General features: G+C 78.3%; 12 protein-coding genes. 9 read left to right on the top strand and 3 right to left on the bottom strand.

The window, feature by feature from the left end:
• Nucleotides 1-205 precede the first annotated feature (205 nt).
• The gene (gene dinB / locus WA616_RS11020; RefSeq protein ID WP_336029719.1) at nt 206-1,393 is read left to right on the top strand and encodes a DNA polymerase IV; all 1,188 of its coding nucleotides are present in this window, start codon (nt 206-208) and stop codon (nt 1,391-1,393) included.
• A 124-nt stretch (nt 1,394-1,517) separates the two neighbouring features.
• Nucleotides 1,518-1,925, top strand: a complete 408-nt coding sequence (locus WA616_RS11015) for a DUF3040 domain-containing protein (protein WP_073422409.1) — start codon at nt 1,518-1,520, stop codon at nt 1,923-1,925.
• 233 nt (nt 1,926-2,158) lie between these two features.
• Here WA616_RS11015 and WA616_RS11010 read toward each other — a convergent pair whose 3' ends face one another.
• The 3 genes from WA616_RS11010 to WA616_RS11000 are packed head-to-tail and all read right to left on the bottom strand — an operon-like array spanning nt 2,159 to nt 6,981.
• Entirely contained in the window at nt 2,159-4,612 is a 2,454-nt protein-coding gene (locus WA616_RS11010) for a transglutaminase family protein (protein WP_336029714.1), read from the bottom strand.
• Nucleotides 4,609-5,994 carry a DUF58 domain-containing protein gene (locus WA616_RS11005; RefSeq protein WP_336029712.1) on the bottom strand — a complete coding sequence of 462 codons (1,386 nt, stop codon included), beginning with the start codon at nt 5,992-5,994 and terminating at the stop codon, nt 4,609-4,611. Before WA616_RS11005 ends, WA616_RS11010 begins: the two co-directional genes overlap by 4 nt.
• A gap of 3 nt (nt 5,995-5,997) precedes the next feature.
• Nucleotides 5,998-6,981 carry an AAA family ATPase gene (locus WA616_RS11000; RefSeq protein WP_336029710.1) on the bottom strand — a complete coding sequence of 328 codons (984 nt, stop codon included), beginning with the start codon at nt 6,979-6,981 and terminating at the stop codon, nt 5,998-6,000.
• Between the two features lie 339 nt (nt 6,982-7,320).
• On the opposite strand from WA616_RS11000, the gene mraZ reads away from it, so the two are divergent.
• The 7 genes from mraZ (at nt 7,321) to mraY (ending at nt 16,209) form a co-directional block, all read left to right on the top strand.
• Nucleotides 7,321-7,755, top strand: coding sequence for a division/cell wall cluster transcriptional repressor MraZ (mraZ, locus tag WA616_RS10995; protein ID WP_073422411.1), 435 nt, complete (start codon nt 7,321-7,323; stop codon nt 7,753-7,755).
• A 442-nt stretch (nt 7,756-8,197) separates the two neighbouring features.
• Nucleotides 8,198-9,241, top strand: coding sequence for a 16S rRNA (cytosine(1402)-N(4))-methyltransferase RsmH (gene rsmH, locus WA616_RS10990; protein WP_336029706.1), 1,044 nt, complete (start codon nt 8,198-8,200; stop codon nt 9,239-9,241).
• A complete protein-coding gene (locus tag WA616_RS10985; protein WP_336029703.1) occupies nt 9,238-9,969 on the top strand; it encodes a hypothetical protein in 732 nt (243 codons plus the stop codon). Before rsmH ends, WA616_RS10985 begins: the two co-directional genes overlap by 4 nt.
• Before the next feature lie 2 nt (nt 9,970-9,971).
• Nucleotides 9,972-12,065, top strand: coding sequence for a peptidoglycan D,D-transpeptidase FtsI family protein (locus tag WA616_RS10980; RefSeq protein WP_336029701.1), 2,094 nt, complete (start codon nt 9,972-9,974; stop codon nt 12,063-12,065).
• Between the two features lie 87 nt (nt 12,066-12,152).
• Entirely contained in the window at nt 12,153-13,697 is a 1,545-nt protein-coding gene (locus WA616_RS10975; protein WP_336029700.1) for a UDP-N-acetylmuramoyl-L-alanyl-D-glutamate--2,6-diaminopimelate ligase, read from the top strand.
• Entirely contained in the window at nt 13,694-15,133 is a 1,440-nt protein-coding gene (locus WA616_RS10970) for a UDP-N-acetylmuramoyl-tripeptide--D-alanyl-D-alanine ligase (protein WP_336029697.1), read from the top strand. The genes WA616_RS10975 and WA616_RS10970 overlap by 4 nt, the downstream gene beginning before the upstream one ends.
• The gene (gene mraY / locus WA616_RS10965) at nt 15,130-16,209 is read left to right on the top strand and encodes a phospho-N-acetylmuramoyl-pentapeptide-transferase (RefSeq protein WP_336029695.1); all 1,080 of its coding nucleotides are present in this window, start codon (nt 15,130-15,132) and stop codon (nt 16,207-16,209) included. The genes WA616_RS10970 and mraY overlap by 4 nt, the downstream gene beginning before the upstream one ends.
• Nucleotides 16,210-16,302 lie beyond the last annotated feature (93 nt).

The following is a 16,302-nucleotide window of genomic DNA, read 5'->3' as shown; positions in this document are numbered from 1 at the left end:
CGCCGGACGGCGGTCGGTCGCGTCCCCCCTAACCCGATCGGCAGCGCGCCACACATGCCCTCACCAGCCGTTTCCCGACACGCACGGACACCCCCGCGGACGGCGCGCCGGGGACCGCGGCGGGCGGCTAGTCTCCTCCGGTCGGTCCGAACACGTGTTCGAGAGGCGGGGCGGGATGGCAGCGGGGCGTGCGGAGGGGTGCAGCGTGCTGCACGTCGACATGGACGCCTTCTTCGCCAGCGTCGAGGTGCGCCGGCACCCCGAGCTGGCCGGCACGCCGGTGATCGTCGGCGGCGCGGGCAACCGCGGGGTGGTCACCTCGGCCACCTACGAGGCGCGCGCGTACGGCGTGCACGCCGCGATGCCCACCGCCCGCGCGCTGCGGCTGTGCCCGACCGCCACCGTGCTGCCAGGGGACATGGCGCTCTACGCGGAGGTCTCCCGCTCGGTCATGGCGCTGTTCCGGTCGGTCACGCCGCTGGTCGAGCCGCTGAGCCTGGACGAGGCGTTCCTCGACGTCTCCGGGGCCGGCCGCCGGCTCGGCGACGCGGCGGAGATCGGCGAGTACCTGCGCGCCCGGGTCTTCGACGAGCAGGGCATCACCTGCTCGGTCGGGGTGGCCGGCACGAAGTTCGTGGCCAAGCTCGCCTCCACCCGGGCCAAGCCCGACGGCCTGCTCGTCGTCCGCCCGGCCGAGGTCATCGACTTCCTGCACCCGCTGCCGGTGGGCGCGCTGTGGGGAGTGGGCGCCAAGACCGAGGAGGTGCTCCTGCGGCTGGGGCTGCGCACCGTCGGCGACCTCGCGCACGTCCCGGCGCGCACCCTGCAGCGGGCGGTCGGCCCGGCGGCCGGCGGCTCGCTGCACGAGCTGGCCTGGGGCCGCGACCCCCGGCGCGTGGTCCCCGACGAGCCGGAGCGCTCGATCGGGCACGAGGAGACCTTCGGCACCGACGTCGACGACCCCGCCGTCATCCACCGGGAGCTGCTGCGGCTGGCCGAGCGGACGGCGGGCCGGCTGCGGGCGGGGAGCTGGCTGGCGCGCACGGTGAGCATCAAGGTCCGCTTCGCCGACTTGACCACGATCACCCGCAGCCGCACCCTCGACGTCCCCACCGACGTCGGGCAGGACCTCTACGACACCGCCCGCGCCCTCTTCGACGCCCTGGGCCTGGACCGGGCCCGTCTGCGGCTGGTGGGCGTGCGGGCCGAGCGGCTGGTGCAGGCCGGGTCGACGCCGCGCCAGCTCGAGCTCGGCGAGCGCGAGCACGGCCGCCGCGACGCCGAGCTGGCCGCCGACCGGGCCGCCCGGAGGTTCGGCGCGGGGGCCGTCCGGCCGGCCACGCTGCTGCACCGCGACCGCGACCGGCGGGTCCGCGACCGCCCGCGGGGGTGATCCGGGTCCACCGTGGGCGGGTCGCCGCGCGCTCGCCTTTCGCACCCCGTGAACGGCTCGTATCCTCGTGGGTACCGCCGGGGGGGACCCGGCGGATCAGGCCTTGGCCCACCTGGAGGCATCCGTGCCGCTCTCCGAGCACGAGCAGCGACTGCTGGAGCAGATCGAGCGCGCCCTCGTCGACGACGATCCGAAGTTCGCCTCCTCCGTCCGCACGGGTGACCGCAGGCTCAGGGCCCGGCGGAAGCTGCAACTGGGTGCGCTGCTCGTGGTGGTGGGCCTGGCGGTCCTCGTCGGTGGCGCCGTCGCCCCCTCGGTCCCGCTCGGCGTCCTCGGCTTCCTCGTCATGTTCGGCGGTGCCGCGCTCGGCGTGCTGAACTACCGCTCCGCCACCGGCGCGGTCGAGGCCGGCCCGGCCGGGCCCGCCGGAGCCCGCGGCGGCAGCACCGCCCGCGGCCGCGGCGGCAAGCCCCGCAAGCAGCCGCTGAAGAACCGCCTCGAGGAGCGCTTCCGCCGCCGCTACGACCAGTAGCCCGCAGCCTCCCCCGACGGCCGCCGTCCCGCACCGGGACGGCGGCCGTCGGCGTTCCCGGAGCCGTCCGGGTGTGCGGCCTGCGCCGGTCCGTGCCCGACCTCGCCCCGCGCCCGACCTCGCGTCGCGGTGCCCGACCTCGCGCCGCAGCGCGAGGCCGGGCACCACACGGCGAGGGTGGGCGAACCGGTGCCGTGGGGGAGCGGGAGGACCGGGCCGGTGACGGCGGCCGGTCAGGCCGCGGGACGGCGGCGGGGCAGCCGGGCCCGGAGCCGGTCGGCGAGCCCGCCGCCCAGCGCGTCGGCGAGCGAGGCCGGCCACAGCAGCGCCCGCACACGCACCCGCGCCGGCACCGCGGCTGCCAGCCCCCTGCGCGCGGCCCGGAGCGCCGCGACGGCGGACGGGTCGCCGGGCGCCGCGCCGGGGCGGCCGTAGCTGGCCGTCTCCTCCGCGCGGGCCAGCCGCTCGACCGCCTCGGCCGCCTCCGGCGAGCCCGCCCGGTGGGCCCCGGCGGTGGTCTCCAGTGTCCGGGCGAGGCCGGCCGCCTGCTGGCGCGGCGTGCGCGCCGGGTCCCACGGCAGGCCGAGGTCGCGGGCGGTGGCGGCGAGCTCGTCCCACAGCGCCGCCGGGCCGCCGTCGTCGAGGCGCCGGCGCCGTTGCAGCGCGCGCACCCCGGCCGGGGCGCCCAGCAGCGCGGCCAGGCCGAGCAGCACGCCGGCGGCGACCAGCACCGGCCGCGCCGACCCGGCATCGCGGGACCCCGGCATGCCCGTCGTGGTCCCGGCGCCGTCGACGCGGTCCACCTGCGGCGCGGGGGTCACCGGCGCCGGGGCCGGCACCGCCGGGGTGCCGTCCGGCGTCGAGGCGTCCTCCTGCGGCGTCGGCCGCGGCGCCCAGGGCAGCTCGACGGCGCGGTCGGGGTCGATCGGGGTGGGGTCGAACGGGATCCAGCCGAGGTCGTCGAAGTAGACCTCCACCCACGCGTGCGCGTCGGAGCTGGTGATCAGCCGCTCGCCGCCCGGCTGGATGCGGCCGGGGGTGTAGCCCAGCGCCACCCGGGCGGGGATGCCCGCCTCGCGGACCATCGCGGCCATCGCCCCGGCGTACTGCTCGCAGTAGCCCTGCTTGAGCCGCAGGAAGTCGGCGAGGTCGTCGCCGGTGGTGCCCGGTGCGGTGGCGAGGCTGTAGACGAAGCCGTTCTCCCGGGAGAACCACCCGTGGATCGACCGGACGGCGTCGTAGGGGGTGGCGGCGCCCGCGGTCAGCTGGGCGACCAGGTCGGTGACCTCGGGGGCCAGTGGCGGGATGGCGGTGTCGCGCTCGCGCACCGGGTCGTCCGCGCGCAGCGGCGCGGCGGCGCGCAGCTCGTCCTCGCTCGGCCGCGGCTCCACCGCGGTGACCCGGTAGCCGGCCGAGGCGGTGGTCGTGTCGCGCCCGAAGACCGTGCCGGTGACCGGGTCGAACCGCCAGGCGTCGGGGTCGGCGATGTCCACGGTCAGCGGGGAGGTGAGCACGGGCAGGAACCGGTCGTCGTGGCCGACCGCGGTGATCGTGGCCTCCACCGGCCGGCCGTCGCGGCGCCCGGGCAGCGGCGCCAGCGGGTCGGGCTGGGCCACCGACGCCTCGCCGTCGAGGTTGCCCGTCGTCCACCCCTCCTCGGCGGTGTACCGGTCGAGCGTCACGACGCGCAGGTAGCCGGGGTCGTCGACCGAGACGTCCACGCGGAGCAGGTCGATCGGCTCGGGGAGGGTGAGCTGGCCCTGCAGCGCGGCGGCCGGGTCCAGCGCCGTCCCGGTGGCGCCGCCGCCCCCGCCCGGGCCGAAGCCCGAGGCCAGCCGGCCCTCGGGGAGGGTGGGGACGACGCTGCCGGCCACCAGCGCCACCGCCAGCGCCGCGAGCGCGGTGCCCGCCGCGGCCGCGGACCCGGCGCCGTGGCCGCCCGCCCGGCCGGTGCGCGCGGCCAGCCGCCGGGACTGGTCGGCCCACATCAGCAGCGCCAGGCCCGCCGCCGGGGCGGCCAGCGCCCCCAGCCCGACGTCGCCGGTGACGGTGCTGACCGGCACGCAGAAGAGCACCAGCAGGCCGAGCCCGGCCAGCGCCGGCTGCCGTCCGCCGACGGCGACCAGGTCGACGGTGACCGCGACCATCCCCACGAGCAGGACGGTCAGCGCCAGCAGCCCGGTCAGCGGCAGCGCGGGGGTGGCCTGCTCGCGGATCTCCGCCGACCCCGCGGTCAGGACGGCGCCGAGCGACCCGAGGCTGCGCGGGGTCGGCAGCCACCCGCCGACCGCCCGCGCCGGGGCGAACAGCGCCGTCATGAGGCAGGTGAGGGCGGCGAGCTGGCCCAGCGGCACCAGGGGCACGCCGAGGGCCGCGGCGCGCGCGGGCAGCGCCCGCCCGCCCGAGGCCCAGGCCCACAGCGCGGGACCCGCCGCGCGCAGCGCCAGGCCGGTGAGCGCGACGACGGCGATCGCGGCGAGGGCCGGCGCCAGCCAGTCGGGCCGGGTGAAGACGGGGAACAGCGCGCACGCGCCGAGCGCGGTGGCGACGGCGGCGGCGGCGGTCGTGCCGCCCTCGCGGCGCAGCGTCCCGGGCGGCCGGGGCGGGGGAGGGCGGCGCGCGACCGGCGTCCGCGGCGGCGGTGCGGGCGCCGGGGGAGCGGCCGGCGGCGGCGCGAGCGCGGTCATGCCGGCACCCCGATCCCGCCGGCCCGCAGGCCCGCGCCGCGCTGGGCGGCGAGGTCGGCCCAGACCGCCTCGACGCCGCGGCCGGCCCCGGCGACGGCGACCTGCCAGCCCGCGCCGCGCAGCAGCGACGCCGACTCCGCCACCTGTGCGGCCAGGTGCGCCCGCGACGTCGCCGACAGCGAGCGGCGGCTGCGCCCGCCCGGGTCGGCCCAGCTCGCGACGTCGAGCAGGACCGCGACGTCGGTGTGCGGGCCGGAGCGGGCGGTGACCAGCTCGGCGAGGTCGTCGGGGCCGACCGCGCCCAGCAGCGCCACGACCGGGCCGTCGCCGGCCACCCGGTGCAGCAGGTCGGCGGCGGGCGCGAGCGAGGAGCCGCGCGCCGGGCCGAGCACGGCCAGCCGGTCGAGCAGCTCGGTGGGGCCGAGGCCCGCCGACCCCTCACCGGGCGCGAGCTCGCCCTCGGCGGTGACCACCCGGAGCACGGCGCCACGGCGGGCCAGCGAGCTGCCGATGCTGGCCGCGGCCTCGACGAGCCACTCGAGGCTGTCCGGCGGCGGGGACGGGTCGCCGGGCGGGCCGGGGACGGACGTGGCGGCGGGCCCGGGGCCGGCCGCCCGGGTGAGCAGGTGGGCACGCACCCGGGTGTCGAGCAGCAGCGCCGCCTGCGCCCGCCAGGGCCGCTCCTCCATCCGCACCATGAGCTCGCCGGTGCGCGCGGTGGCCCGCCAGTGCACCTTGCGGAGGTCGTCCCCGTGCCGGTAGGCGCGGGTGCTGACGTCGTCCTCGCCGTGCACCGCGATCGAGCGGCGGGCGCCGTCCCCGCCGCCGCCGTGGCCGCCGGCCGGGCCGCCGGGCCCGAGCGGGCGCACCCGCGGGACGACGAGCAGCGGGGCGCCGTCGGTGCCGCTGGTGGTGCGCTGCACCAGGCCGAACGGGTCGACCAGCCGCAACCGCAGCGGGCCCAGCCGGAACCGGCCGCGCCGCCCGCCGTGCACCCGGTAGGGCAGGGCCGCGGTGCGCCCGGCGGGCAGCCGTTCGACGACGAAGCCGGGGGAGCGGCCGGCGTCCTCGGGCAGCTGCTCGGACAGCAGCCACAGCCGGCCGGTGCGCCGGTCGGTGTTGGTGACCTCCAGCAGCACGTCGGCGTCCTCCCCGCGCGGCACGCGGGCCGGGGTCACCGTGCGCCGCACCGCCACGCGGAAGCGCTGCCGGGCCACCAGCACCGCCGAGAGCAGCGGCAGCGCCAGCAGGAACACCGCGATCTGCACCAGCGGCCGCTCTCCGAGCAGCGCGCCGAGGCCGAGCAGCGTCAGGCCGGCGGCGACCAGGCAGCGCCCGCGCAGGGTGAGCGAGGTCAGCGCGCTCCGGAGCTGGCCGGCCACCGGTCAGCGCCCGCGCAGCACGGGCACCGAGCCGAGCAGCCCGGTGACGACCTGTTCGGCCGTGCGCCGCGCGGCCGCGGCGTCGGCGGTGAGCAGCAGGCGGTGGGAGAGCACGGGCAGTGCCATGGCCTGGACGTCGTCGGGGAGTACGTGGTCGCGGCCGGCGAGAGCCGCGGCGGCGCGGGCGGTGCGCAGCAGCTGCAGGCCGGCCCGCGGGGAGGCGCCCAGCCGCAGGTCGGGGGAGCGGCGGGTGGCCTCGACCAGGGCGACGACGTAGCGGCGGACGGCGTCGGAGACGTGCAGGGTGCCGACGGCGGCCACCAGGGCGCGGACGGACGCGGCGTCGGCGACCGGCGTCAGTTCGGCCAGCGGGTCGCCGGTGCCGCGGTCGTCGAGCATGGCGACCTCGGCCTCGCGGTCGGGGTAGCCCATGGAGACCCGCGCGGTGAACCGGTCGCGCTGGGCCTCGGGGAGGGGATAGGTGCCCTCCATCTCCACCGGGTTCTGCGTGGCCATCACCAGGAACGGCCGGGCCAGCTCGTAGCTGACGCCGTCGACGGTGACCTGCCGCTCCTCCATGCACTCCAGCAGCGCCGACTGCGTCTTCGGCGAGGCCCGGTTGATCTCGTCGGCGACGACGACGTTGGCGAACACCGCGCCCGGGCGGAACTCGAAGGCCCGCGTCTCCTGGTCGTAGATCGCCACGCCGGTGACGTCGCTCGGCAGAAGGTCGGGGGTGAACTGGATGCGGCGCACGCTCGCGTCGATCGAGGCGGCGAGCGCCTTGGCCAGCGTCGTCTTGCCGACCCCGGGCACGTCCTCGACGAGCAGGTGCCCCTCGGCGAGCAGCACCACCAGCGCCAGGCGGACGACGTCGGGCTTGCCCTGGACGACCCGGGAGACGTTGGCGGCGATCCGCGCGCCCTCCGCGGCGACGTCGACCGGCAGCCCCGCCGTCCCGTCCGCCGCACGCATGGTGTCGGTCACCCGGCCCACGGTACGTGTCCTCGGCGCGTCGGGAGCCCGTCGCGGACCGCCCCGTCCGGCTCCCCACCCGGGCGCGTCGCCGGCTCCCTCCGCAGGCCCGCGGGTCGCTCCCGGCCCCCACCGCTCCCCACCGGGCGCCCCACCGCGCCCCACCGGTCGCCCCGCCCGCCCCGACCGGCCGCTGACCTGCGCGGGGAGGCGTGGGGAGAAGCGGTCACGACATGGTGTCGAGTGGTGTCCGGTGGGGCGTAGTGGGTTAGTGTGTGGCGCGGTGGGGAGCCAGGGCCCGTCCCGGGTCCGCGGTGGACACGAGGAGGGCCACATGGGGGAGGTGATCCGGTGTTCGTCGGCAACTACTCGTTGCGGCTCGACGAGAAGGGCCGGCTCGCACTCCCCGTCCGGTTCCGCGAGCAGGTGGCCGACGGCATGGTGATCAAGAAGGGCCAGGAGCGCTGCGTCTACGGCCTCACCATGGCCCGGGTCGCCGAGCAGAGCCGCGCCGCCGCCAGCATGGCCCCCGCCGACACCGCCGAGGCCCGCATGCGCGCCCGCCTGAGCTTCGGCTCGATGGTCGAGGTCGAGCCCGACAAGGCCGGCCGCATCACCATCCCCGCGAGCCTGCGCCAGTACGCCGGCCTCGACCGCGACGTCGTGGTCGTCGGCGTCGACACCCGCTTCGAGATCTGGGACCAGGCCGCGTGGGACGCCTACGAGGCAGAGCAGGAGGCGGTCTTCGCCGCCATGGAGAGCGAGGGGATGCCCACGCTCTCCTGACCCCGTGCCGCCGGTCGCCCGGCAGCCGCGCACCGTCGCGAGCCGTCTTCCCCGCGGCTCGACCGGATGCGGCCCGAACCGCCTTCCCCGCGGCTCGGTCCGCCGCAGCGGCACCGCGACCGGCACCCGGCCCCACCCCCCGCGGGGTCCTCCTGACGCACTTCCCCGGCGCCAGGCGGCCCTCGCGGGGGGTGGGGACCCTTCTCCACCGGCCCCGCGCCGCCACCCCGCGGTCGCCGTCCCGCGCGACCTCCTCCGCTCAGCACCCCCTCCGCTCAGGCACCCCCTCCCCGCGGCCCGCGCCCGTCCCCGGCGCCCACCGGTCGCGCGGCACGCCCGCCGAGCTCCCCCAGCCGACCCGCTGTCCGCGCCACCATGTGCAGCACGTGCGTCCCGGTGGCGCCCGTCCCCGCGCGGGGAGCCCGACCCGAGGAGACCGACGATGAGCACGCCCGAGCCCCCGCGGCCCGCGCCGCAGGACTCGGCGGCAGTGGTAGGGCAGGACTCGGCGGCAGCGCAGGACCCGGCGGCGCCTCCGGTGCACGTGCCCGTCCTCCTCGACCGCGTCACCGGCCTGCTCGGCCCGGCCTGCGCTCCCGAGGGCGCCGTGCTGGTCGACGCCACCCTCGGCCTCGCCGGCCACGCGCTGGCCCTCCTCGACGCCCACCCCGGCCTGCGGCTGGTCGGCCTCGACCGCGACCCGCACGCCCGCGCCGAGGCCGCCGCCCGCATCGCGGCCGCCGGCCACGCCGACCGCGCCACCCTCGTGCCGGCCGTCTTCGACGAGCTGCCCGACGTCCTGGACCGCCTCGGCCTCGACGAGGTGCACGCGGTGCTGTTCGACCTCGGCGTCAGCTCCCTGCAGCTCGACCGCGCCGACCGCGGCTTCAGCTACGCCGCCGACGGCCCGCTGGACATGCGCATGGACCCCGGCGCGGCGCGCACCGCCGCCGACGTCGTCAACACCTACTCCGCCGCCGAGCTCGCCCGCGTCCTGCGCGTCTACGGCGAGGAGCGGTTCGCCTCGCGGATCGCCGGCGCGATCGTCCGCGAGCGCGCCCGGGAGCCGTTCACCGGCACCGAGCGGCTCGCCCACCTGGTGCGCGACTCGATCCCCGCCGCCACCCGCCGCACGGGCGGCAACCCGGCCAAGCGGACGTTCCAGGCGCTGCGGATCGAGGTCAACGACGAGCTCGGCGTCCTCCGGCGGGCGCTGCCGGCGGCGCTGGACGCGCTGGCGGTGGGCGGCCGGGTCGCCGTCATCACCTTCCACTCCCTCGAGGACCGGATCGTCAAGCAGGCCCTCGCCGAGCTCGCCACCGACCGGACGCCGCCGGAGCTGCCCGTCCGGCTGCCCGAGTACGGGCCGGTGCTGAGGCTGCTCACCCGCGGCGGCGAGGTCGCCTCGGAGGCCGAGGTGGCCGCCAACCCCCGGGCCGCGTCGGCCCGCGTCCGCGCCGCCGAGCGCATCCGGCGGGCCGCGTGAGCGCCGCGGCCCGCGCGCCCCGCGAGGGCGCCGCCCGCGCCGTCCCGCCGTCCGCGAGCCCGGGCGCGCCGGCGTCCCGGACGGCGAAGGCGGCGAAGACGACGACGGCGAGGACGACGACGGCGAGGACGACGGCGGCCAAGACGACGGCGACGGGGACCCCGGCCAGGGCCGCCGCGGCGCCGGCCAGGACGCCCACGGCGACCACCGGCTCCGGGCACGCCGCCCGGCCGCTGCGCGCCCTGCCCTCCCGCCCCGTCCGCACGCTGCCCTCCCGGCCGGTGCGCGCCGGGGCGACCCGCGCCACCGGGCCCGCGCCGCGCGTGCCGTCGGTGCCGGACCTGCGGCTGCTCACCGGCGGGGCGGGCCTCGCGCGGGCCACCGGCGCCCGCCGCGCCCCGTTCGTGCTGCTGGTCGTCGTGCTGCTGGTGGCCACCACCATCGCGCTGCTCGTGCTCAACACCGCCATCGCCGTGAACTCACTGCAGGCGGGGGAGCTGCGCACCGAGAACGCCGAGAAGGCGGAGGAGGTGCAGGAGCTCGAGCGGCAGGTCGTCCAGGGCGGCGCGCCCGCGCAGCTCGCCGCCGCGGCCGTGGCCGCCGGGCTGGTCCCCGCCGGCACCGCCGCCTACCTGGTGATCGGCCCCGACGGCACCGCCACCCTGCGCGGCACCCCCGAGCCGGCGCCCGCGCCGGAGACCGCACCGCCCGCCGCGAACGGAGGCTGACCGTGGGCCCGAGCGACCCCCCGCGCGACCGCCGTCGCGATCTGCCGCGCGAGCGGCCCCGCGACCTGCCGCGCGAGCGGCCCCGCGACCTGCCGCGCGAGCGGCCCCGCGACCTCGGCCGCGACGGCGCGCCGTCCCCGCGCGGCGCCCGCGTCCCGCGGGCCGGCGCCCCCCGGGACGGCTCCCGCGGCCGCCCGGCCTCCGTCCCCCGCCCCGTGCCCTCCCGCGACGGCGCCCCGCGCGCCGGCGGCCCGCGCGGCGGCGGGGCGACCCGCTCCGGCGCGTTCGAGCCGCGGCGCCCCGCCGGCCGCCGGCACAGCGGCCGCGCGCTGACCGTCGGGCCCGCCCGCCTGTGGTGGGGCCTGGTGCTCGTCGTCGTCCCGCTGCTGGTGGTCACCACCCGGCTGGTGTGGCTGCAGGGCGTCGACGGGTCCGACCTCGCCTACCGCGCCGAGCAGAGCCGGCTGGCCGAGTACCCGCTGTCGGCGCTGCGCGGGGCGATCCTCGACCGTGACGGCAACCCGTTCGCCTACACCGTCGACGCCTCCCGCGTGACCGCCGACCCGCAGGCCGTCGAGGACCCGGAGCGCACCGCGCTGGCCCTCACCGCGCTGCTCGACGTGCCCGTCGACGAGCTCACCGAGCAGCTCACCGGCGACGGCCGCTACGTGGTGCTGGCCCGCCAGGTGCCGCCGGAGACCGTCGACGCCATCCAGGACCTGGGCCTGGCCGGCGTGCTGTTCGAGGACGACCCGGTGCGGCTCTACCCGACCGGCACGGTCGGCGGCCAGGTGGTCGGGTTCACCGGCCGCGACGGCACCGGCCTCGGCGGCGTCGAACTGCGCTTCGAGGACACCCTCGCCGGCACCGACGGCGACCGGCGGGTGGAGGTCGGCAGCGGCAACAACCCGATCCCCGCCGGCATCGACGAGTCGACGCCCGCCGTCGACGGCAGCACCGTCGAGCTGACCCTCGACCAGGACGTGCAGTTCGTCATGGAGCAGCGCCTCGCGCAGGCCTGCGCCGACGGGGCCACGACCCGGGCCTCCGCCGTCGTCCTCGACGTGCACACCGGCGAGGTCGTGGCCATGGGCTCCTGCCCGGGCTACGACCCCGCGCAGGCCGGCCGCACCGACCCCGAGCTGCTCGGCAACCCCGTCGTCTCCGACGTCTTCGAGCCCGGCTCGGTCATGAAGGCGGTGACGCTGGCCGCCGCGCTCGAGGAGGGCGTGGCCGAGCCGGACACCGTGCTGAACGTGAACGGCCACATCCAGGCCGGCGACGTCGTCGTCACCGACGCCCACGACCACGCCCCGGTGGACTGGACGGTCACCGGGATCCTCGCCAAGTCCAGCAACGTCGGCACGATCATGCTCGCCCGCGAGGTGGGCGACGAGCGGCTCGAGGAGTACCTGCGGGCCTTCGGCGTCGGGGCGGAGACCGGCGTCGAGCTGCCCGGCGAGAGCGCCGGCATCCTGCAGGACTCCGCGGAGTGGACCGAGAGCCGCGCGGCCAACGTGCCGATCGGGCAGGGCGTCTCGGTGACCACGCTGCAGATGGCCTCGGTCTACCAGGCCATCGCCAACGACGGCGTGCGCATCCCGCCGCGGGTGGTCTCCTCGGTGACCGCGCCCGACGGCACGGTGACCACCCCGGACGCGCCCGAGCCCGTCCGCGTGGTCAGCGAGCAGACCGCCGACGACCTCGCCTACATGCTCGAGGCCGTCGTCGGCCCGGGCGGCACCGCGCCGCTCGCGCAGGTCGAGGGCTACCGGGTCGCCGGCAAGACCGGCACCGCGCAGCGGGCCAACCCGGAGTGCAACTGCTACGACGGCGGCGGCTACGTGACGACGTTCGTCGGGTTCGCCCCGGCCGACGACCCGCAGTACGTCGTGGCCGTCGACCTCGAGCGGCCCAGCAGCTCCGCCGAGGGCGGGCAGGTGGCCGCCCCGGTGTTCGCCGACGTCATGCGCCACGTGCTCACCGACGGCGGCGTCGTGCCGTCGGGCACCGCCCGCCCCGAGTTCGCGATCACCCGCGAGGACCTCACCGGGGCGGCGGCGGGCGGACCGCCCGGCGGGCCCGCCGGCGACTGACGCCGGGCCACGCGGGTGCGGGCGGTGCCCGGCGCGCGGGGCGCGGGTGCGCGGGGCCGGACCGGTCCGCCGGTAGATTGGCCCGACGTGACCCCGACCGGAACCGGGTCGGTGCCCCGGCCCCGGGGGACCCGCCCGCAGCCCCTCGCCGCGCTCGCCGACCTCGTCGGCGACCCCGTCCAGGGTGACCCCGCCACCGAGGTCGGCGGCGTCACCCTCGCCTCCACCGAGGTGCGGCCCGGCGACCTCTACGCCGCCCTCCCCGGCGCCCGCACGCACGGCGCCCGCTTCGCCGCCGACGCCGCCGGCCGCGGCGCCGTCGCCGTCCTCACCGACCCGGCCGGCCGCGAGCAGGCCGCCGCCACCGGGCTGCCGGTGTGCGTCGTCGACGACCCCCGCGGCCGCCTCGGCGACGTCGCCGCCCGGGTCTACGGCGAGCCGGCCCGCCGGCTGCCGGTCGTCGGCATCACCGGCACCAACGGCAAGACGACGACGAGCTACCTGGTCGAGGCCGGCCTCGCCGCCGCCGGGCGCGGCACCGGGCTGATCGGCACGGTGCAGTCGCGCACCCGCGCCGGCGGCACGGAGACGGCGTTCCCCAGCGTGCGCACCACCCCCGAGGCGCCGGTGCTGCACGCGCTGCTGGCCACGATGGCCGAGTCCGGCGTGGACGCCGTCGTCATGGAGGTCTCCAGCCACGCGCTGGTGCAGGGCCGCGTCGGCGGGGTGCCCTTCGCCGCGGCCGGGTTCACCAACCTCAGCCAGGACCACCTCGACTTCCACCGCGACCTCGAGGACTACTTCCAGGCCAAGGCGCTGCTGTTCGACGGCCGCGCCGCGCGCGAGGTGGTCGTCGTCGACGACGACGCCGGCCGGCGGCTGGCCGGGATGCTGGGGGAGCGGGCGGTCACCGTCTCCGTCGACGGCGCCCCCGCGCACTGGACCGCCACCGACGTCGCGCCCGCCCCCGACGGCGGCTCCACCTTCACCGTCAGCGGCCCCGGCGGGTCGTGGCCGGCGAGCGTGCGGCTGCCCGGCCGGTTCAACGTCACCAACGCCGTCCTCGCCGTCGCGCTGCTCGACGCGGTCGGCGTGCCGGTCGCCGAGGCGCTGGCCGGCATCGCCGCCGCCGTCGTCCCCGGCCGCATGGAGCCCGTCGACGCCGGCCAGCCGTTCACCGCCGTCGTCGACTACGCGCACACCCCCGACGCCGTCGCCACCGCGCTCGCCGCGCTGCGCGCCGCCACCCGGGGGAGGCTGATCACCGTGCTCGGCTGTGGAGGAGACCGCGACCAGGGGAAGCGACCGGCGATGGGCGCGGCGGCCGCGGCCGGCAGCGACATCGTGGTGGTCACCGACGACAACCCGCGCTCGGAGGACCCGGCCGCGATCCGCGCCGCCGTGCTCGCCGGCGTGCCGGCCGGGCGCCGCGACGCGGTCGAGGAGGTCGGCGACCGCCGCGCCGCGATCGCCCGCGCGGTGGCGCTCGCCCGCCCCGGCGACACGGTGCTGGTGGCCGGCAAGGGGCACGAGTCGGGGCAGGAGGTCGCCGGCACGGTGACGCCCTTCGACGACCGCGCCGTGCTGCGCGAGGTGCTCGCCGCGACGACCGCCGGGGCGGCCCGCCGGTGATCGCCCTGTCCCTCGCCGAGGTCGCGCAGGCCGTCGGCGCCCCGCTGCCGGACGGTGCCCTCCGGCCCGACGACGCCACCGTCACCGCCGTCACCCTCGACTCCCGCGCCGTCGCCCCGGGCGCGTTGTTCGTCGCCGTCGCCGGCGAGCGCGTCGACGGGCACGACTACCTCGACGCCGCCGCGCGGGCGGGCGCCGTCGCCGCGCTCACCACCCGGCCCGGCGGCCCGCTGCCGGCGCTCGTCGTCGACGACACCGTCGCCGCGCTCGGCCGGCTCGCCGCCGAGGTGCACCGCCGGCTCGCCGTGGCGGGCCTGCGGACCGTCGGCCTCACCGGTTCCTCGGGCAAGACCTCCACGAAGGACCTGCTCGGCCAGGTGCTCGCCGCCGCCGGGCCCACGGTGAGCCCGCCCGGCTCGTACAACAACGACATCGGCCTCCCGCTGACCGTCCTCGACGCCGACGAGTCCACCCGCTTCCTCGTCCTCGAGATGGGCGCCCGGGGCGTCGGGCACATCGCCCGGCTGTGCGCCGTCGCCCGGCCCGACCTCGGCGTCGTCCTCAACGTCGGCTCCGCGCACCTCGGCGAGTTCGGCTCGGCCGACGTCATCGCGCAGGCCAAGGGCGAGCTCGTGGAGGCGCTGCCCGCGACCGGCACCGCCGTGCTCAACGCCGACGACCCGCGGGTGGCCGGGATGGCGCCGCGCACCCGCGCCCGGGTGGTCACCACCGGCCGCTCCGCGGGCGCCGACGTGCGCGCCACCGGCGTCACCCTCGACGACGCCGCCCGCGCCCGGTTCACCCTCGTCGCCGGCGGCGAGGAGCACCCGGTCGCGCTGCAGGTCGTCGGCGAGCACCAGGTGGCCAACGCGCTGTCCGCCGCCGCCGCCGCGCTGGCCCTCGGCATGACGCCCGCCGCCGTCGCCGCGGCCCTGTCGCAGGCCACGCCGCGCAGCCGCTGGCGCATGGAGGTCACCCGCCGGGCCGACGGCGTCACCGTCGTCAACGACGCCTACAACGCCAACCCCGAGTCGATGCGCGCCGCCCTCGCCGCGCTGGCCGGGCTGCCGGCCGGCCGGCGGGTCGCCGTCCTCGGCGGGATGGCCGAGCTCGGTCCGGACGCCGCCGCCGAGCACGAGCGGCTCGGCCGCGACGCGGTCGCCGCCGGGGCCGACCTGGTCGTCGCCGTCGGACCCGATGCGGTAGGAGTAGTGACGGGTGCCACGGCCGCCGGTGCCCGCCACGGGGAGGCCGGCGGGGCGGACGCCGGGACCTCTCCGGGCAGCACCGCCGTCGCGGTGCCCGACCGGGCGGCCGCTCTCGTCTTCCTCTCGGAGGTGCTGGTGCCCGGTGACGTCGTGCTGGTGAAGGCCAGCCGGTCCCACGGGCTGGAGGTCCTCGCCGCGGACCTGCTGGACGCCGGGGCAGGCGCGTGAAGTCCGTCCTCATCGCCGCGGCGTTCGGGCTGGTCCTCTCCATCCTCGCCACGCCGCTGGCCGTCCGGGCGTTCAGGCGCCGCGGCTTCGGCCAGGAGATCCGCGACGACGGCCCCGAGTCGCACCTGTCGAAGAAGGGCACGCCCACCATGGGCGGCACCGTCATCGTCGGGGCGACCGTGGCCGGCTACCTGCTCGCCCACCTGTTCCTCATCGGCCAGCCCGGGCGCGGGGTCACCGCCACCGGCCTGCTGCTGCTGTTCCTCATGGTGGGCCTGGGCACCGTCGGCTTCCTCGACGACTACCTCAAGATCCGGCACCGCCGGAGCCTCGGCCTCAACAAGACGGCGAAGCTCGTCGGGCAGCTGGTGGTCGGGCTGACCTTCGCGATCCTGGCGCTCAACTTCCCCGACGAGGCGGGGGTGACGCCGGCGTCGGAGTTCGTCTCCTACGTCCGCGACATCGAGCCGCTGTTCGTCAGCGCCATCGGCTTCGTCGTCCTGGCCTACCTGTTCATCGCCGGGTTCTCCAACGCGGTCAACCTCACCGACGGCCTCGACGGGCTCGCCGCCGGGTGCTCGGCGATGGTGTTCGGCGCCTACGTCGTCATGAGCTTCTGGCAGTTCACCCACGACTGCGCCGCGGCCGCCGTCGACGGCTGCTACCAGGTGCGCGACCCGCTCGACGTCACGCTCGTGGCCGCCGCGGCGATGGGCGCCTGCCTCGGGTTCCTGTGGTGGAACACCAGCCCGGCGCGGATCTTCATGGGCGACACCGGCTCGCTGGCCCTCGGCGGGCTGATGGCCGGCATCGCCATCGTCACCCGCACCGAGCTGCTGCTCATCGTCCTCGGCGGGCTCTTCGTCGCGGTCACGCTGTCGGTGGTCATCCAGGTGGCCTTCTTCCGCGCCACCCGGCGGCGGGTGTTCCGCATGGCCCCGCTGCACCACCACTTCGAGCTCGCCGGGTGGGCGGAGAACACCGTCATCGTGCGGTTCTGGCTGGTCACCGGCATGGCCGTCGCCTTCGGGCTCGGCCTGTTCTACGCCGACTGGCTGTCCATCACCGGACTGTGAGCGCGTCGGCCCGTACCCGGCAGGCGAGCAGGGGACCGGCGCGACACGCGGGTGCGCTGACCGTCCGGCGCGCCGTCAGCGGCGACGATGGCG

The sequence above is a fragment of the Geodermatophilus sp. FMUSA9-8 genome, assembly GCF_037034165.1.
Lineage (GTDB): Bacteria > Actinomycetota > Actinomycetes > Mycobacteriales > Geodermatophilaceae > Geodermatophilus > Geodermatophilus nigrescens.
This window is presented reverse-complemented; position numbering and strand designations above follow the sequence as displayed.